Source organism: Nocardia sp. NPDC019323, from assembly GCF_044389845.1.
In the GTDB taxonomy this organism is placed as follows: Bacteria; Actinomycetota; Actinomycetes; order Mycobacteriales; family Mycobacteriaceae; genus Nocardia; species Nocardia implantans.
Map to the genome: position 1 here is coordinate 597,594 of NZ_JBIRYN010000002.1, position 15,129 is coordinate 612,722.

The 15,129-nt window shown below is 68.1% G+C and carries 17 protein-coding genes; 8 read left to right on the forward strand and 9 right to left on the reverse strand.

Annotated elements, in window-relative coordinates:
* The first annotated feature begins 13 nt into the window (after positions 1 to 13).
* The 4 genes from ACH49X_RS10085 to ACH49X_RS10100 all read left to right on the forward strand — a co-directional run bounded on the left by ACH49X_RS10085 (position 14) and on the right by ACH49X_RS10100 (position 3,682).
* Entirely contained in the window at positions 14 to 1,120 is a 1,107-nt protein-coding gene (locus tag ACH49X_RS10085; protein WP_323124624.1) for a DUF1707 domain-containing protein, read from the forward strand.
* 4 nt (positions 1,121 to 1,124) lie between these two features.
* Entirely contained in the window at positions 1,125 to 1,919 is a 795-nt protein-coding gene (locus tag ACH49X_RS10090) for a DUF1707 domain-containing protein (protein ID WP_195081021.1), read from the forward strand.
* A 112-nt stretch (positions 1,920 to 2,031) separates the two neighbouring features.
* Complete coding sequence (locus ACH49X_RS10095; RefSeq protein WP_195081020.1) at positions 2,032 to 2,589, forward strand: PadR family transcriptional regulator; 558 nt, start codon at positions 2,032 to 2,034, stop codon at positions 2,587 to 2,589.
* On the forward strand, positions 2,582 to 3,682 hold the full coding sequence (locus ACH49X_RS10100; protein WP_195081019.1) for an inositol-3-phosphate synthase: 1,101 nt from the start codon (positions 2,582 to 2,584) through the stop codon (positions 3,680 to 3,682). The genes ACH49X_RS10095 and ACH49X_RS10100 overlap by 8 nt, the downstream gene beginning before the upstream one ends.
* Positions 3,683 to 3,742: 60 nt before the next feature.
* On the opposite strand, the gene ACH49X_RS10105 is transcribed toward ACH49X_RS10100, so the two are convergent.
* From ACH49X_RS10105 to ACH49X_RS10140, 8 genes are all read right to left on the reverse strand, one after another.
* Positions 3,743 to 4,012, reverse strand: a complete 270-nt coding sequence (locus tag ACH49X_RS10105; protein WP_357111114.1) for a type II toxin-antitoxin system RelE/ParE family toxin — start codon at positions 4,010 to 4,012, stop codon at positions 3,743 to 3,745.
* Complete coding sequence (locus tag ACH49X_RS10110) at positions 4,009 to 4,266, reverse strand: type II toxin-antitoxin system Phd/YefM family antitoxin (protein ID WP_195081017.1); 258 nt, start codon at positions 4,264 to 4,266, stop codon at positions 4,009 to 4,011. The genes ACH49X_RS10105 and ACH49X_RS10110 overlap by 4 nt, the downstream gene beginning before the upstream one ends.
* A gap of 43 nt (positions 4,267 to 4,309) precedes the next feature.
* A complete protein-coding gene (locus ACH49X_RS10115; protein WP_067796076.1) occupies positions 4,310 to 4,735 on the reverse strand; it encodes a GyrI-like domain-containing protein in 426 nt (141 codons plus the stop codon).
* A gap of 10 nt (positions 4,736 to 4,745) precedes the next feature.
* Positions 4,746 to 5,204 carry a GyrI-like domain-containing protein gene (locus ACH49X_RS10120; RefSeq protein ID WP_067796079.1) on the reverse strand — a complete coding sequence of 153 codons (459 nt, stop codon included), beginning with the start codon at positions 5,202 to 5,204 and terminating at the stop codon, positions 4,746 to 4,748.
* 251 nt (positions 5,205 to 5,455) lie between these two features.
* Entirely contained in the window at positions 5,456 to 7,711 is a 2,256-nt protein-coding gene (locus ACH49X_RS10125; RefSeq protein ID WP_357208449.1) for a transglycosylase domain-containing protein, read from the reverse strand.
* 520 nt (positions 7,712 to 8,231) lie between these two features.
* Positions 8,232 to 9,125 (reverse strand): carbohydrate ABC transporter permease, encoded by an 894-nt coding sequence (locus ACH49X_RS10130; protein ID WP_323124623.1) that lies wholly within the window; start codon positions 9,123 to 9,125, stop codon positions 8,232 to 8,234.
* Positions 9,125 to 10,150 carry a carbohydrate ABC transporter permease gene (locus ACH49X_RS10135; RefSeq protein ID WP_195081015.1) on the reverse strand — a complete coding sequence of 342 codons (1,026 nt, stop codon included), beginning with the start codon at positions 10,148 to 10,150 and terminating at the stop codon, positions 9,125 to 9,127. Before ACH49X_RS10135 ends, ACH49X_RS10130 begins: the two co-directional genes overlap by 1 nt.
* A gap of 44 nt (positions 10,151 to 10,194) precedes the next feature.
* The gene (locus tag ACH49X_RS10140; RefSeq protein ID WP_195081014.1) at positions 10,195 to 11,496 is read right to left on the reverse strand and encodes an ABC transporter substrate-binding protein; all 1,302 of its coding nucleotides are present in this window, start codon (positions 11,494 to 11,496) and stop codon (positions 10,195 to 10,197) included.
* 122 nt (positions 11,497 to 11,618) lie between these two features.
* Here ACH49X_RS10140 and ACH49X_RS10145 point away from each other — a divergent pair, with 122 nt between their 5' ends.
* Positions 11,619 to 12,464, forward strand: coding sequence for a DUF2786 domain-containing protein (locus ACH49X_RS10145; RefSeq protein WP_195081013.1), 846 nt, complete (start codon positions 11,619 to 11,621; stop codon positions 12,462 to 12,464).
* A 112-nt stretch (positions 12,465 to 12,576) separates the two neighbouring features.
* Positions 12,577 to 13,089: a TIGR04338 family metallohydrolase gene (locus ACH49X_RS10150; protein ID WP_195081012.1), complete on the forward strand. Its 513-nt coding sequence runs from the start codon at positions 12,577 to 12,579 to the stop codon at positions 13,087 to 13,089.
* A gap of 114 nt (positions 13,090 to 13,203) precedes the next feature.
* On the opposite strand, the gene ACH49X_RS10155 is transcribed toward ACH49X_RS10150, so the two are convergent.
* The gene (locus ACH49X_RS10155) at positions 13,204 to 14,178 is read right to left on the reverse strand and encodes an o-succinylbenzoate synthase (RefSeq protein WP_195081011.1); all 975 of its coding nucleotides are present in this window, start codon (positions 14,176 to 14,178) and stop codon (positions 13,204 to 13,206) included.
* Between the two features lie 106 nt (positions 14,179 to 14,284).
* Between ACH49X_RS10155 and ACH49X_RS10160 the strand changes: the two genes are divergently transcribed.
* Both ACH49X_RS10160 and ACH49X_RS10165 read left to right on the forward strand, forming a co-directional pair.
* Entirely contained in the window at positions 14,285 to 14,683 is a 399-nt protein-coding gene (locus ACH49X_RS10160; protein ID WP_195081010.1) for a hypothetical protein, read from the forward strand.
* Positions 14,684 to 14,719: 36 nt separating this feature from the next.
* Positions 14,720 to 15,058: a hypothetical protein gene (locus ACH49X_RS10165; protein WP_195081009.1), complete on the forward strand. Its 339-nt coding sequence runs from the start codon at positions 14,720 to 14,722 to the stop codon at positions 15,056 to 15,058.
* The last annotated feature ends 71 nt before the right edge of the window (positions 15,059 to 15,129 follow it).

The window sequence follows — 15,129 nt, forward strand, 5'->3', positions numbered from 1 at the left end:
CTACGATCCGTCTGTGTCCACCGCAGCATCCGGGCGCACGCGAGCGCGTGATCTCGACCGCGCCGCCGCGTCCGGTCTTCTGGACGCCGCCTACGCCGAGGGCCAGCTCGGCGCCGACGAGTACCACGACCGGATCGCGCAGGCGGCGGCGGCGAAGACGCTCGGCGAACTGGCCGCGCTCACCGCCGATCTGCAAGCCCCGTCCGCCGCGCGCGGGTTCGCCGCGCAGCGCCCGTCGGTCACGCGAAAAGTGTTGCGCCGCTCCGGATCCGGCGGAAGTTATCCCGGTCACACCAGGGCGCGCGATGCCGATCGCGCCACTACGCGCGAACTGCTCGACGCCGCCCGCGCCGACGGACAGTTGTCGGCGGAAGAGCACGAGGCCCTCACCGAACTCGCCGCGGAAGCCCGCACGCTGGGAGATCTGGACGACCTGATCGCGGATCTCCAGCGGCCCCACGGCGTCGCCCCCGCGCCGCGACCGCCGCGTTCGCATCGGCGTCGGTGGTATCGGGCGGCGGTCGCCGTGGCCGCGGTGCTGGCCGCCTGTGGCGGATTTCTCGCGGTCACCCGAGAAGCGGAGCCGCGATCCGCGGCGCAAGCCCCTCCGGTGGAACTGGGGGCGGTGCAGCCGGTGGTGGTCGCGACGCCGAGTCTGGTCACCACCGAGGGAATCGCCACGTTTCTGCGCAACTACCAGCGGAAATTCGGTGATCTCCAGGTCGATGAGCTGACCATGCACGACGACCTCGCCTTGCTCGCCCGTGCGGTGCCAGGTCAGCCGAACCGGAAGATCGAGTACGACTACCGCGGGGGTTTCCGGCAGTCCCGTGACATCACCACGCGCAAGGTCGATACCCCATCGGTCGATCTGAGCGCACTGAACATCGAGGCGATCGGCCGCGCCCTCGCCGATGCTCCCGCCACCACCCGAGTTCCAGGCGGCGCCGTGTCGCATTTCAAGGTGAGCGTGAACGACAGCAGTTCGTACGCTGGGTACGGCGTTCCCGCCGGTCAGCCGGTCATCGAGGTCCACGTGAGCAACTCCGTCCAAGAGAGCGGCCATTTCGTGATGACCTCGGCGGGCGAGGTGCGGCGCGTGTGGCCGTTCAAGGGATGAGGCGATGGTGACGACCCGATACAGCGACATCCGTGCCCGCGATACCGACCGCGCCGACGTCTGCGGGCTGCTGGATGCCGCGCTGGCCGACGGCCAGCTGACCGCCGACGAACACGCCGCGCGGACCGCCCGTGCGATGCGCGCGAAGTCCTTCGGCCAGCTCGACGCGTTGATCGGTGACCTGCAGATCCCCGATGAGCTGGCGAACGCCCCTGTGGTCCGGGTGGACCGGCGGCGTCCGCGCCGCTGGCTGGCTCCGCTGTCGGTGGTCGTCGTCGCCTTGGTGGCGGGTGCCATGGTCGGGGGGATCAGCCGTTGCGGCGTCGATCTTCCCGGGTTCTCGCAGGACGTTCCGGACCTGACCACCGGTGCCGGGCTGGCCTACTTCCTCGCGGAGTACCGGGCCGAATTCGGTGATATGAGCGCCGACCAGGTCACATTGCACCCGCGGCATGCCAGCGTGGACCGGCAGAAGCCCGGCAGCGCGTCCGAGACCGCCGACTATTACTACAACGGTGACTTCCGAGCCTCGCGGACATCGGATCGCCGAGCACGGGAGCGCAGCTTCGACCTCGGCGCGATCGACGTGCCTGCCGTCGCCGGCCTGCTGGCCGGTGCGCCACAGACGATGCGCGCCCCGGACGGCGCGGTCACCCACATCATCGTGAATTTCGGCTCCAACGGCCCGGTCGACCTGGGGCCGGTACTGCAGATCTACGTCAAGGGCCAAGGCGGCTCGTCCGGATACCTGACGGCCACTTTCGCGGGCGAGCCGCTCGCGGTCTTCCTACCCTCCTGACCTCGCCCGTCGCCCGCACAAGGCCGACGACTGTGCACAGATGTATCGCTCCGATATAGTGGAAAGTCGCATCCATCGGTTAGGTCTGAACACAGTCAGGGGGTGAAGCCCGGTGCTCGAGCTGGCAATCCTCGGGCTGCTCCTGGAAGCGCCCATGCACGGGTACGAGCTGCGCAAGCGGTTGACCGGCCTGCTCGGGGCGTTTCGTGCCTTCTCCTACGGATCGCTCTACCCGACGCTGCGCCGCATGCAGGCGGACGGGTTGATCGCCGAGGAGATACCCGCGGGCGCGGCGACCCGCCGTGCTCGGCGGGTCTACCAGCTGACTCCGGCCGGGCGGGAGCGGTTCAGCGAGCTGCTCGCCGACACCGGACCGCAGAACTACACCGACGACGGCTTCGGCGTTCATCTGGCTTTCTTCAGCCGCACTCCCGCGGAAGCGCGGATGCGGATCCTGGAGGGCAGGCGGCGTCAGGTCGAGGAGCGCCGAGAGGGGCTCCGGGAGGCGATCAAGAGGGCCAGCGGGTCGCTGGATCGCTACACCCGGCAGCTCCATCAACTCGGACTCGAATCAAGCGAGCGCGAAGTGCGCTGGCTCAACGAGTTGATTGCGGCGGAGCAATCGACGAAGGCGGCACCACAGAAAGAGGGAAATATCGGCCATGAGTGACGTCAAGAAGGCTGACAACGCCACAGAGGTTCGCGTCGCCATCGTGGGTGTGGGCAACTGCGCCTCCTCGCTGGTCCAGGGCGTGCAGTACTACAAGGACGCGGACGAGTCCTCGACCGTCCCCGGTCTGATGCACGTGCGGTTCGGTCCGTACCACGTTCGCGACGTCAAGTTCGTCGCCGCGTTCGACGTGGACGCGAAGAAGGTCGGCTTCGACCTGGCCGAGGCGATCTTCGCCAGCGAGAACAACACGATCAAGATCTCCGACGTGCCGCCGAGCGATGTCGTCGTGCAGCGCGGGCCGACCCTCGACGGCATCGGCAAGTACTACGCGCAGACCATCGAGCTGTCCGAGGCCGAGCCGGTCGACGTGGTGCAGGTGCTGAAGGACAACAAGGTCGACGTGCTGGTGTCCTACCTGCCGGTGGGCTCGGAGGAGGCCGACAAGTTCTACGCGCAGTGCGCCATCGACGCGGGCGTGGCGTTCGTCAACGCGCTGCCGGTATTCATCGCCTCCGACCCGGTCTGGGCGGAGAAGTTCACCAAGGCCGGTGTCCCGATCGTCGGTGACGACATCAAGAGCCAGGTCGGCGCCACCATCACCCACCGCGTGATGGCCAAGCTGTTCGAGGATCGCGGCGTGCAGCTCGACCGCACCATGCAGCTCAACGTCGGCGGCAACATGGACTTCAAGAACATGCTCGAGCGCGAGCGTCTGGAGTCGAAGAAGATCTCCAAGACCCAGGCCGTCACCAGCAACCTGAAGAAGGAGCTCGGCGCCAACGACGTGCACATCGGCCCGTCCGATCACGTGGGCTGGCTCGACGACCGCAAGTGGGCCTACGTCCGCCTGGAGGGTCGCGCCTTCGGCGACGTGCCGCTGAACCTGGAGTACAAGCTCGAGGTGTGGGACTCGCCGAACTCCGCGGGCATCATCATCGACGCGGTGCGCGCGGCGAAGATCGCCAAGGACCGCGGCATCGGCGGACCGGTCATCCCGGCCTCGGCCTACCTGATGAAGTCCCCGCCGCAGCAGCTCGCCGACGACATCGCGCGCGCCCAGCTGGAAGCCTTCATCATCGGCGCGGAGTAGGCACCGCACCGGCACGAGGTCGGCCGACGGCGAAAGCCCTCGGCCGACCTGCTTCGGCGACTACAGCCCCCGGTAGACGTCTTTGCGCCAGCCGATCTTCACAACGAGGATCACCAGCACGCCGTTGTCCACCCTATACGCGACCCGGTATCTGCCGACGCGCAGACGGAACAGGTCGTGGTGACCGGACAACTTCTTCACGTCCAAACCCGGAGCGTACGGGTCGTCGCCCAGCGCCGTCAGTGCCGTGAGGATCCGCATCGCATCCGGTCGCTCGATTGCCCGGAGTTCCCGGCGCGCCGAGTCCAGGAATCGGAAGCGATACTTCACTTCGCGTCGTCTTCGAAGAGGTCGGCGAGCACCTCAGCCATGGTGAAGGTCGGCTCGTCGGTCGCCAGCCTCGCCTCTGCTTCGCGGGCCAGGATCTCGTCCTCGGCCGCGTCGAATGCCTCCACCATGGACAGCGGTACCAGGGCCGCGGCGGGCGCACCGTCTCGCAAGATGATCACCTGCTCACCGGCTTCCGCTTCGCGGATGTGCGCGGCCAAGTTGGCACGCAGCTCCCGAATGCTGATCTCCGACATACCGAAAGCGTACACGCGTACGTGTACACAATCGGCTGTCATGTCAGTCCAGCGAGACGTAGACCTCCACCGACGCCGGGCCGGTGTAGCGCTCCACCTCGGCGGTGTGGGAGCGGGTGATGGTTCCCGCGTTCTCTGCCTTCGCCACCTGCGCCCAGGCGGTGCGTAGCAGGTCGTAGGGCTTGTCGGCGACGACGAACTTGGCGTAGCGGCCCTGCGGGATGATGGTGAGCACGTCGCCGGGGTCCAGCTGGTCCATCCCGCCGATCTCGTAGCCGAGCACGGCGACGGCGTGATCGTTCTGGCCGATGTAGGCCGCCACGCGCGGCACGTTCTTCTCCCGCGCCAGATAGCGATCCCAGGTGAAGTTCACCAGGTCGAGGTCACGCGCGGTCACCTCGCGGCCGGCCAGCGGGACGGTCAGGCCCGCGACCATGCTCTGGGGCAGAGTGACGATCTCGAAGTCCACTGTCTTGTTCCTACCCGTTGCCCTGATCGTCTGCCACCGCCACGAAAACTTCCACCGTCCGTGCGTCGGGATAGTGTTCCCAGTCGCCGGTATACGCGCGTACGAGCCGCCCCGCGGCCTCCGCGTCCCACACCGCTCGCCAGATGCTCACGATGGTGTCGCCGAGATCGTCCCCACTGGCGATGAACCGGGCGAAACGCCCGGCGGGCACGCGGGCGAGCACGTCTCCGGGTTCCAGGTCGGCCAAGCTGTGGCAGCGGTAGCCGACGATATGGGTCAGGTACGAATTGATCTCCGGCGCGTGGTCGACATATGCCGTGGTCGGCGGTCCGGGCAGCTTGCGGGCGAGGTTGCGCTTCCACGCCTCTTCGACTTTCGCGCGGCGCGGTCCTTCGACCGCGAGCGCGGGGCTGCGAAGCACTGTTCCCGCCACCAGCGTCTCGGGTTGGTCAACGACATTGAAATCCACCGGCGTAGCCCCTATGTCTCGTCTGTCCTCAATCGGCGTCGGTCCCGGTGCCCTCCGTGGTGACGCAGGCTACCGCCTCCGGGCCCTTCGCTCGCGCCGCGCTGTCGTCGCTCGGGCGCATATCCTTCCGCATCGTTTTCGCGGTTTCGGCGTCGGCCCGTTCCGACGCACTCGCTGTTCGCTCTCACTCTGGCAAACGATGCTGCCATGTCATGCGTTCCGCCGGGCCACGGAAGGTCACAGCATCATCGCTATCCAGGAACCGGAATGCTCAGGCCCGGGAAAATCTCGACCTCCCTGGGCGGTTGCGGGCTGGGCGGGATGATGACGACCGGTTCGCGATGCGATGACGGCTGCGGTGGATTCAGGATGTCATAGGGACCGCCGGAGGGCGGCTTGCTCGGATTCGGCCGGCCCGGGGCCTGCGTTCCCGGGAACTGCTCGATGGGCGTGCCGTCGAGTGCGTCGTCCATGACCTGTTTCCAGATGTCGGCGGGCAGGCCCGAGCCGTAGATGTCGGCTCCGCGCGCGGTGCGGATCGGTTGGGGCTGATCGGTGCCGATCCACACCGCCGTCGACAGCGACGGCGTGAAACCGATCATCCACGCGTCCTTGTTCCGGTCGCTGCCGAACTGCGTGGTACCGGTCTTGGCGGCCGAGGGACGGTTGTCCTTCAGCGCGTGCCCGTTGGAGTAGGCCGCGATCGGCAGCATCGCCTCGACGGTGTTCTCCGCGATCGTCTTGGCGATGCGCTGCTGACCCGACGGCGGCTGTTCGCCGACCTTGTGCTCGCCGCGATCCAGCAGCACCCGCCCGTCACCGGTCACCACGCGCTGGACGAAATACGGCTGGTGGTAGACGCCCGAAGCGCCGATCGTGGCATAGGCCGAGGCCATGTCGATCGGGCGAACCGAATACTGTCCCAGGACGATCCCGTTCAGCGGTTTCCCGCCGTCCTCGGTTAGGGTCTTGCCCGCGACGCCGGGAAGCTCCTCCGGGATGCCCGCCGCGTGCGCCGCGTCCGCGATGGCCTGAGGGCCGTCGGACATCGTCATGGTCAGCCGGTAGAAGCTGGTGTTCAGCGAGCGTTTGAGCGCCTCGGCAATGGTGCACTTGCCGCACGACTCGCCGTCCACGTTGGTGATGCGGGTGCCGCGGTCGGTCACCGGGGAACTGTCCAGCACGCGGGTCAGGGGGATGGCCTGCTGTTGCGCGGCGATCGCCGCGAAGATCTTGAACGCCGAGCCGGTCTGCAACGGCGCCTGGGCGAAGTCGAAGCCGATGCCGTCGTAGCCGCCGAAGTACGCGCGCACCGCGCCGGAGCGCGGGTCGATCGACACCACCGCGGCGCGCAGTTCCTGCGGCTGCCCGCCGAGCCGGTCGCGCACCGCGCCGAGCACCGCCTGCTGCGCCTTGGCGTCGATGGTCGTGGTGATCTGCAGCGCGCCCTTGTTCAAATCGCGTTCGCTGATGCCGGAGTCACGCAGCTCGCGCACCACCTGGTTGCGGATAAGGCCCTCAGGGCCGCGAGCCACGTTCTCGTCCGGGATCTGGGTGAGCGGGATGATCGGCGGAAAGACGGTCGCGTCCCGATCGCCCGGCGCGAGCGCGCCCATCTCGACCATTCCGTCGAGCACGTACCGCCAGCGCGCCTTCAGGTCCGCCAGGTGGGTTTCCGGGTCCAGGATCGATGGCGTCCGGATCAGCGCCGCGAGCACCGCGCCCTCGGCGAGGGTCAGCTGATTCACCTGTTTGTCGAAGTAGACCTTGGCCGCGGCGCCGATGCCGTAGGACCCGCGGCCGTAGTAGATGGTGTTGAGGTAGGCGGCGAGGATGTCGTCTTTGCTCCACTGCCGCGCCATCTTCGCCGCGATGATCAGCTCGCGCATCTTGCGGGTGACCGTGCGTTCGGAGCCGAGGAAGGCGTTCTTGACGTACTGCTGGGTGATGGTGGAGCCGCCGCCCGCGTTGTCCTTTCCGAGCAGGTTGTCCCGCGCGGCGCGCAGGAAGCCGGACGTCGAATAGCCGGGGTTGGTGTAGAAATTGCGGTCCTCCGCCGACAGCACCGCGTCGCGCACCGGGCGCGGCACATCGGACAACGGCACCGGCGTCCGATTCCCGTCCGGCGGGACGATTCTCGCGAGCACGGTGCTGCCGTCGGCGGCGAGCACGGTCGCGATCTGGTTCGTCTGCACCGCATTCGGATCCGGGATCTCGGCGCTCCAATACGCCAGCACGGACACCAGCGCGGGCACCACGCCGAAGAGGATGAACAACGCCAGCAGCAGGCGGCGGATACGCTCGGCCCGGCTACGTGGGGGACGATCCGGCTGGGCGGGGCGCGGTACGGGCGGTCGCGATTTCCGGCGGGCCGCCTCGCGTTCGCGCCGCGTCCGCGTGTTCGGCCGCTCCCGCCAGCCCGCGATCGAGGCATACGGCGCGGTCGGAGGAGCCCCCTTGGCGCCACGCCTGCGTTCACGCGGTCTGCGGAACGAGCTCACGATCATCTCCTCCCGGAGCGTCGGACGAACTCACCTGCACGAACGTACGGAAAAGAGCGTCGAACGCAGAGTTTACCGCCTCCATCCCAAGCGGCTTTCCACTTCCCGGGACAGTTGACACCAACACGTGTAGCTCGGGAACAGAGGCGTCCAGGTCTGGTGACCAATCGAAGGCCAGCACAATCCGGTTCGCCTTAACTCGGTGTCCGTCCTGGGGCCGATGCAGTAGCAGCAGCCCCACGACGTGCGGCGAACCTCCGGCCGTCCGACTGCGCGCGTCGAGACCACTCCAACCGCGGCCTGCGAGCAGACGACAGAGCTGTCTATCCCAGGACTATCCCCGCGACGCCACCACACCACCTCAACAACGTCTTTCGAGCGAAGCGAGACCGAGCCTGTTCCGTTCGCGGCCCGGCTCGCGTTTGCGTGGCCGCCGCGTACGCGACGAAGGAGCAAGCGGCGGTCGCGCAAACGCGAGCCATAAAGGGGCCGCGAACACGCCGCGACGAAGTCGCGGCCAGACAACTCAGCTCTTCACGCCGCCCGCGGTGAGGCCGGAGATGATCCGGCGCTGGAAGATCAGGACCATGATGACCAGCGGGATCGTGACGATGGTGCCCGCCGCCATGATCGCCGCGTACGGCTGCACCAGCGGATTGTTGCCGGAGAAGCGGGCGATGGCGACGGTGACCGGTTCGGTCTTGTCGCTGGAAAGCAAACGGGCCAGCAGGTATTCGTTGACCGCCGCGATGAACGCGAGAATCGCGGTGGTGAAGACGGCGGGAGCGGCCAAGGGCAGCATCACCAAGCGGAAGGCCTGCAGCTTGGTGGCGCCGTCGATCCGCGCGGCTTCTTCGAGTTCCCACGGCAGTTCGGCGAAGAAGGACGCGAGGATGTAGACCGTCATCGGCAGCACGAAGGAGATGTTCGGAATGATCATCGCCTGGTACTCGCCGATCCAGCCCAGATTGGTGAACAGCTGGAACAGCGGGGTCACCAGCACGACCACCGGGAACATCGATGCGCTGAGGATCAGCCCGGACACCACGTACTTGCCGTGGAAGGTCAGCCGCGCCAGGGCGTATGCGGCCAGCACGCCGATCACCAACGCGATCGCGGTCGTGATGGAGCCGATGACGATGCTGTTGATCAGCGCCTTGCCGAAGTCGTTGCCGCGGCTGGTGTCGAACGCGTTGCGGAAGTTCTCCAGCGTGATGTGGGTGGGCCACGGGGTGTTGTCGAAGGTGTAGTCGGGATCGCGGAACGCGGTGACCGCCATCCAGTAGAACGGCGCCAGGCCCCAGACCAGCACGATCAGCGCGCCGAGGTACAGGCGCACGGAGCCGAGGCGCTTGGTCCACGGCACCTGCGCCGCGGCGGGCTTCCCGGTCACGGCCTTCTCCGCTGTCTGCACGGACATCAGTGCGCCTCCCGCTGTTCTTCCTGGGTGCGAACCGCGTTCGCGCCCAGGATCTTCACCAGCACGAACGCCACGGCGAAGATCAAAAGGAAGGTGATCGTCGACAACGCGGCCGCGCTGTTGGGGCCTTGCCGGACCTGATCGACCACCAGGATCGACACCGTGCGGGTGGACGGGTTGCCCAGCGTCATGATCGCGGGCAGGTCGTACATCCGCAGCGCGTCCATGGTCCGGAACAGCACCGCGACCAGCAGGGCCGGCTTCAGCAGCGGCAGCGTGATCTGGGTGAACCGCTGCCAGGCCGACGCGCCGTCGACCCGAGCCGCCTCGTACACGTCGGCCGGGATCACTTGCAGACCGGCCAGCAGCAGCAGCGCCATGAACGGCGTGGTCTTCCAGACGTCGGCCGCGATCACCGCGATCCGCGCGGGCCACGGGTCGGAGGTCCACAGGATGTGCGTGCCGAGCACGCGGTTGACCACCCCGTCGTACTGGAACATGAACTCCCACAGCCGCGCGGTGACGGCGGTCGGGATGGCCCACGGAATCAGCACGGCGGCGCGCAGCAGCGCCCGGCCGCGGAAGGTCTTGCCCATCACCATGGCCATGCCGAGGCCGAGTGTGGCTTCCAGCGCGACGGTGACGACGGTGAACAACAGCGTGACCCCGATGGCAAGCCAGAATTGCGAGCCGAGGTTGCCGGTCGGGCACGGCACCGTCTCACCGGTCGCGACCTGGCACTGTTGCAGCAGCCAGTGCGTGTAGTTGGCGAATCCGGCGTTGCCGCCTTCGACGAACATGCCGGTCGCCGGGTCGAGCCCGGAGTCCTTCTGGAAGGACATCCAGAGCGCCCGGATCACGGGATAGCCGATGACGACCGCGAGGGCGATCAGCACGGGGGTGACGAACACCCAGGCTTTTCCGGAGCGGCGAAGCTCGAGGGCCAGCCTGGCGGCCGGGCCGCGCCTGGCCGGAACTGATTCGTCTTTCGGCACGCTAGTCGCCGTTCCCGAAGGATCCGACACCGTTTCTCTCCTGCGGGTTCGTCGGGTCCGTTGCGTTCAACCGCTCACGATCCCGCGGTCTCGATGCCCTTTTGCATACCGGTGATCGCGTCGTCGACGGACTTGGTTCCGTTCAAGGCAGCATAGGCGTTGTCCTGGATGGCCTTGCTCACGGCGGGGTAGAACGGCGTCACCGGACGGGGCACCGCGCTGGCGATGGAATCCTTGAGCGCGGGCAGGTACGGCATCTTCGCGATCAGCGCCGGGTCGTCGTACATGGACGCGCGCACCGACGGCAGCGCGCCCGCCGCGACGATGTGCTGCGCGTCCTCGCTGATCAGGAAGCGCAGGAAGTCCAGCGCGGTGGCCTTGTTCTTGGAGAACGCGCTGATCGCCGCGTTGTAGCCGCCGAGGGTGGAGGCGCCGACGCCGTTCTCGCCAGGCAGCGGGGCGACCGCGAACTTGTCCTTCACCGCGGAGGCCTCGCCGCCGACGTCACCGAAGGTGGACGGCCACGAGCGCAGGAACATCAGCTTGCCCTGCGCGAAGGCGTTGCTGGACTCGGGCTCCTTGAAGGTGATGGCCTCTTTGGGGATGTCGCCGTTGTTGTAGGCGTCGACCAGGACCTTCAGTCCGGCGCGTGACTGCGGGCTGTTCACCGTGGGGGTCTTGCCGTCGGCGCCGACGAAGCTGCCGCCGTAGGCGTTGATCACCTCGGCCGCGTTCACGGTCAGTCCCTCGTAGGGCGCGAACTGGCCCGCGTAGCAACCGATGTTCTGCTGGCGCGCGATCGGGCACTGGGCCAGCAGCTCGTTCCAGGTCTTGGGCGGGTTGGGCACCAGGTCCTTGCGGTAGAACAGCAGGCCGCCGTTGGTGTTGCGGGGCGCGGCGTAGAGCGTGTTGTTGTAGGTCGCGCTGGCGACCGGCGGGGACAGCAGCGCGCTGGTGTCGATGGCGAAGGAGTCCTTCAGCGGCTGGATCCAGCCTTTGGCGGCGAACTCGGCGGTCCAGGGCACGTCCAGGGCGACCACGTCGTAGTTGGACTGCTTGGAGCGCATGTGCTCGACCAGGTCGTCGTACTGCTGGGAGGCGTCGTTCGACTGCTCCTTGAACGTCACCGGCTCGTCCGGGTGCGCGGCGTTCCAGCGCTCGATCAGCTGCTTGACCGCGCCGGTCTCGGTGGTGTCCTTGCCCTCGACGTAGGTGATCGGGCCGCGTCCGGTGAGGTTCTGGCTGATCGGGCTGCCACCGCTGTCGCTGGAGCAGGCGCTGGTGAACGTCGCGGTCAGCAGCCCGACCGAGGCGAGGGCCACCGCGGCCCGCGGTACGAGCGACGAACGTAGGGACGTCACCTTCTTCACAGCCATCGCAAACACTCCAGGATCGTTCGTGAGCGGCAGCACACCCTGCCGGTGCACAAGGCAAGATACATGGTGTCGATCCGGTGTGCGGGACAGTGGCCGCAAGTCGCCCACTAGGCTGGGGCGCGATGTCTTCGCCGAACGCGGTTCCCGATCGGATGCTCACGCGCATCGGTGGGCTGCTGCGCAAGGCCGAGTCGACCGACAACGAACACGAGGCCGAAGCCTTTCTCGCCGCGGCTCAGCGGCTGGCCACGAAGTCGTCCATCGATCTCGCGGTGGCGCGGGCGCACATCGCCGGACGTGAGCGCAGGCCGACGCCCGTGCAGCGGATCATCCCGATCGGCGAGCCGGGCAAACGCGGTTTGCGCACCTATGTCCAGCTGTTCGTCGCCATCGCGGCCGCGAACGACGTGCGCTGCGACGTCGCCCGGACTTCGACGCAGGTGTACGCCTACGGGTTCGACTCCGATATCGATACCTGCGAGGCGCTCTACGCCAGTCTGCTCGTGCAGATGGTGCGCGCGTCCGACCAGTACATCAAGTCGGGCGCTTACCGATCGGCCACCGTCGAGAAGATCGTGGTGGAGAAGCGCTGGGGCCGACAGGTCCGGCGCAGGGTGCAGGCGCCGGTCGCGGGTGTGACAGCGCGGTTGAATTTCCAGATGGCCTTCGCCGCGCGGATCGGCAGGCGGCTGTCGGAGGTGAAGGCGGAGGTCGAAGCCGAAGTGGTGCCGGGGGACGCCGACGCGGCCGGGACGGCGCTGGCGCTGCGGAACAAGGAGATCGAGCTCACGGACTTCTACGCGAAGACGTCGGAGGCGCGCGGGACCTGGCGCGGGCCGCAGGCGTCGGCCGGGCATTCGGCGGCGGCGCGGGCGGCGGGGGATCGCGCGGGCCGGGCGGCCCGGATCGGCACCTCTCCCGAACTGCCCGCTCCCCGTAGGAAGCTGACCTCCTCAGAGGGCGGTTGACCAGCGTGAACATCGCGGGCTGCTGGGCACGATCGAGCGACCATGCCCGCGCGTGTCCGGCGGGAATCCCGATCCGGTCGATGCGCGCCGCCGCTAGATCGGGCGCGCTTCGATGACCGTGCGCGACAGCCAGCGCGCCAAGGTCTACGACGCCGAGCAGTTGGTACGCGGTGTGTTCGATCGCGCGGACGAGCACGGCGTGCGCACCGTCGAACTCTATGGCTCGCAGCTCACGCTGCCTATCGAGCGCCGCTTCGCCTCGGTGGAATCGGTGCAGAGTTATACGGACAAGGTGCTGGCGCTGAATTGGGTTCGAGCGCGCTGGGAACGGGCCGCGGTGGCGGTGCGCGTTCGTGCGCGCGCCGGGACGACTGCCGCGCACTACGAGGCGGCCGACGCGGTCCTCGCGGTTCCGCTGCACACCGGCGGGACGGCCTGGGCGCTGCGGGAACTGGTGATCCTGCACGAACTGGCGCATCACCTGGACCCCGCTGCGGGGTCGGTGGCCGCGCACGGCCCGGAGTTCTGCGACCGCTATGTGGAGCTCGTGGACGGCGTCGTCGGCCCCGAGGCGGCGTTGCTCTTGCGTGCGACGATGCTCGGCTGCGGCGTCCGCATCGGGTGAGCCTGGCTGACCGTGTGGGCAGGAACAGCCGGTTACGGGGCGTCGCGCGCTCTGTGCGCGTCGATTCCATCTCTCGCGAGGGAGGTCGGACGCCGAGCAGTGGGGCTCGCGCCGTTACGTGTGCGGGAGCAAAGCGGTGACGCGGGCCAAGCGGTCCTCCCACCAGGCGGTGCGGTCGGCGTCGGGGTGGCGATGGCTTTCCAGCAGTGCCGGTTCCGGCTCGGGCGGGGTGCGCAGGACGGGGAGGTAGCCGTCGACCGCCCGGAGCGAGCCGCGGGTAACGTCACCGGTGAGCAGGCTCAAAGTGCCCAGACCACAGGCGAAGTCGAGTTCGGGGAGCGCGCCCGCCAGCGCCAGCTGTGCGGCCAGGCCGACGCTGGTTTCCAGAGCGGACGAGACCACGCAGGGCAGCCCTGCCGCCTCGGCTACTTGCAGGGCGCGGCGGACTCCGCCGAGCGGCGTGCATTTGAGGACGGCAATATCGGCGGCACCGGCGACCGCGACGCGCATCGGGTCCTCGGCGCGGCGGATGGATTCGTCGGCGGCGATGCGCACGTCCACGCGGCGGCGTACAGCGGCGAGTTCCTCGATCGTGCGGCAGGGCTGTTCCACGTACTCCAGCCCACCTGCGGCCTTGTCGATCTGCCGAATGTGGCGCACCGCGGTGCCGACGTCCCAAACCGCGTTGGCGTCGACCCGGATCGCGCCGTTGCTGCCGAGCGCGTCACGCACCGCCTCCACCCTGGCCAGATCCTCTGCGAGCGATTCCGGGTGGTCGGCGACCTTCACCTTCGCGGTGCGGCAGCCGGATCGGGCCACGATCGCGTGCGCCTGCTGCGGGTCGACGGCGGGCACCGTGCAATTGATCGGTATCCGGTCGCGCACCGGCTCGGGCCAGCCGGTCGTCACCTGCTCCAGAGCGGTGGCCAGCCACGCGGCGGCCTCCCGGTCGTCGTACTCGGGGAACGGGCAGAATTCGCCCCAGCCGAGCGGCCCGTGGATCAGCATCCCTTCGCGCACCGTGATGCCACGGAAGCGGGTGCGCATCGGAATGGCGTAGACGACGTTCTGCGCTGCGGAGTCGCTCATCGCCGATCAGCTTATGCGGCCGCCACGGCGGACCGGGGGATTGCGCACGCACACTCGAGTAGTTTCCCGGAGCCGGCATGGCGTGTGAGACGGGATCGTTGGCGTCATGATCCACACCGGCATTCCGCAGCCTCGGCCGCACGGCACGCCGTCATGGCCGCCCGCCGGGCAGCGGCCGGTGCGGACCTGGGACGTCGTGCTCGCCGTCGTGCTGTACTGCGTCGCGGTGGTCCTCGGACTGGCCGCCGCCTATTTCACCGTCTTCTTCGCCTTCGCCGCCGATCCGTGCGGTCAGGACAACTGCCGCACCGAATACCTCGGCTGGGCCTTCGCCGTGTCGTGGGGCGGGACGGCGATCGCGATCGCAGGCGTGACCGGGATGCTCATCCTGGCCGCGGTCAAGCGCTGGTACATGTGGTATTGGCCGGTGCTGGCGATGGTGCTGATCGTGCTGTCGTTCGCCGGCGGCCTCGCCCTGGCCTCCCAGGTCTACACCGGCGTTTGAGATGCCGTGCGCAGGTGGAGCAGTCATGCTGATGCAATGGCGTGGCACCTGCGGCGGCGAACGGCCGATGCCCTGCGCGTGGCGGCGGGTTCGGTGGTCGTCCTCGGATTCGGCTGGGTGATGGCCGCTTTCGTCCCGCTCTACGAAGTGCTCTTGCGCGACGGACCCGAGGGCGGGGGCGCCGGATATCTGTGGTGGGCGCAAGTCATCGCCTGGGCGGGCATCGCGGCTTCGGTGCTCGCGGCGGTCGTCTCCGCTCTGGAAAAAGTGCGCGACCGCAGGCCGATCGCCTGGACGCCGCTGATCGCGGTGCCGCTGATCCTCGAATCCTGGCTGGTCGGCTTCCTGATCGCGGTGATACTCGTTTCGTTCTAGCTGCCCGCTGCGACACAGCGTGTCCGGGACAGGCCGCGCCACCGGCCTGCGTGCTCGCGTCGAACCGTCAC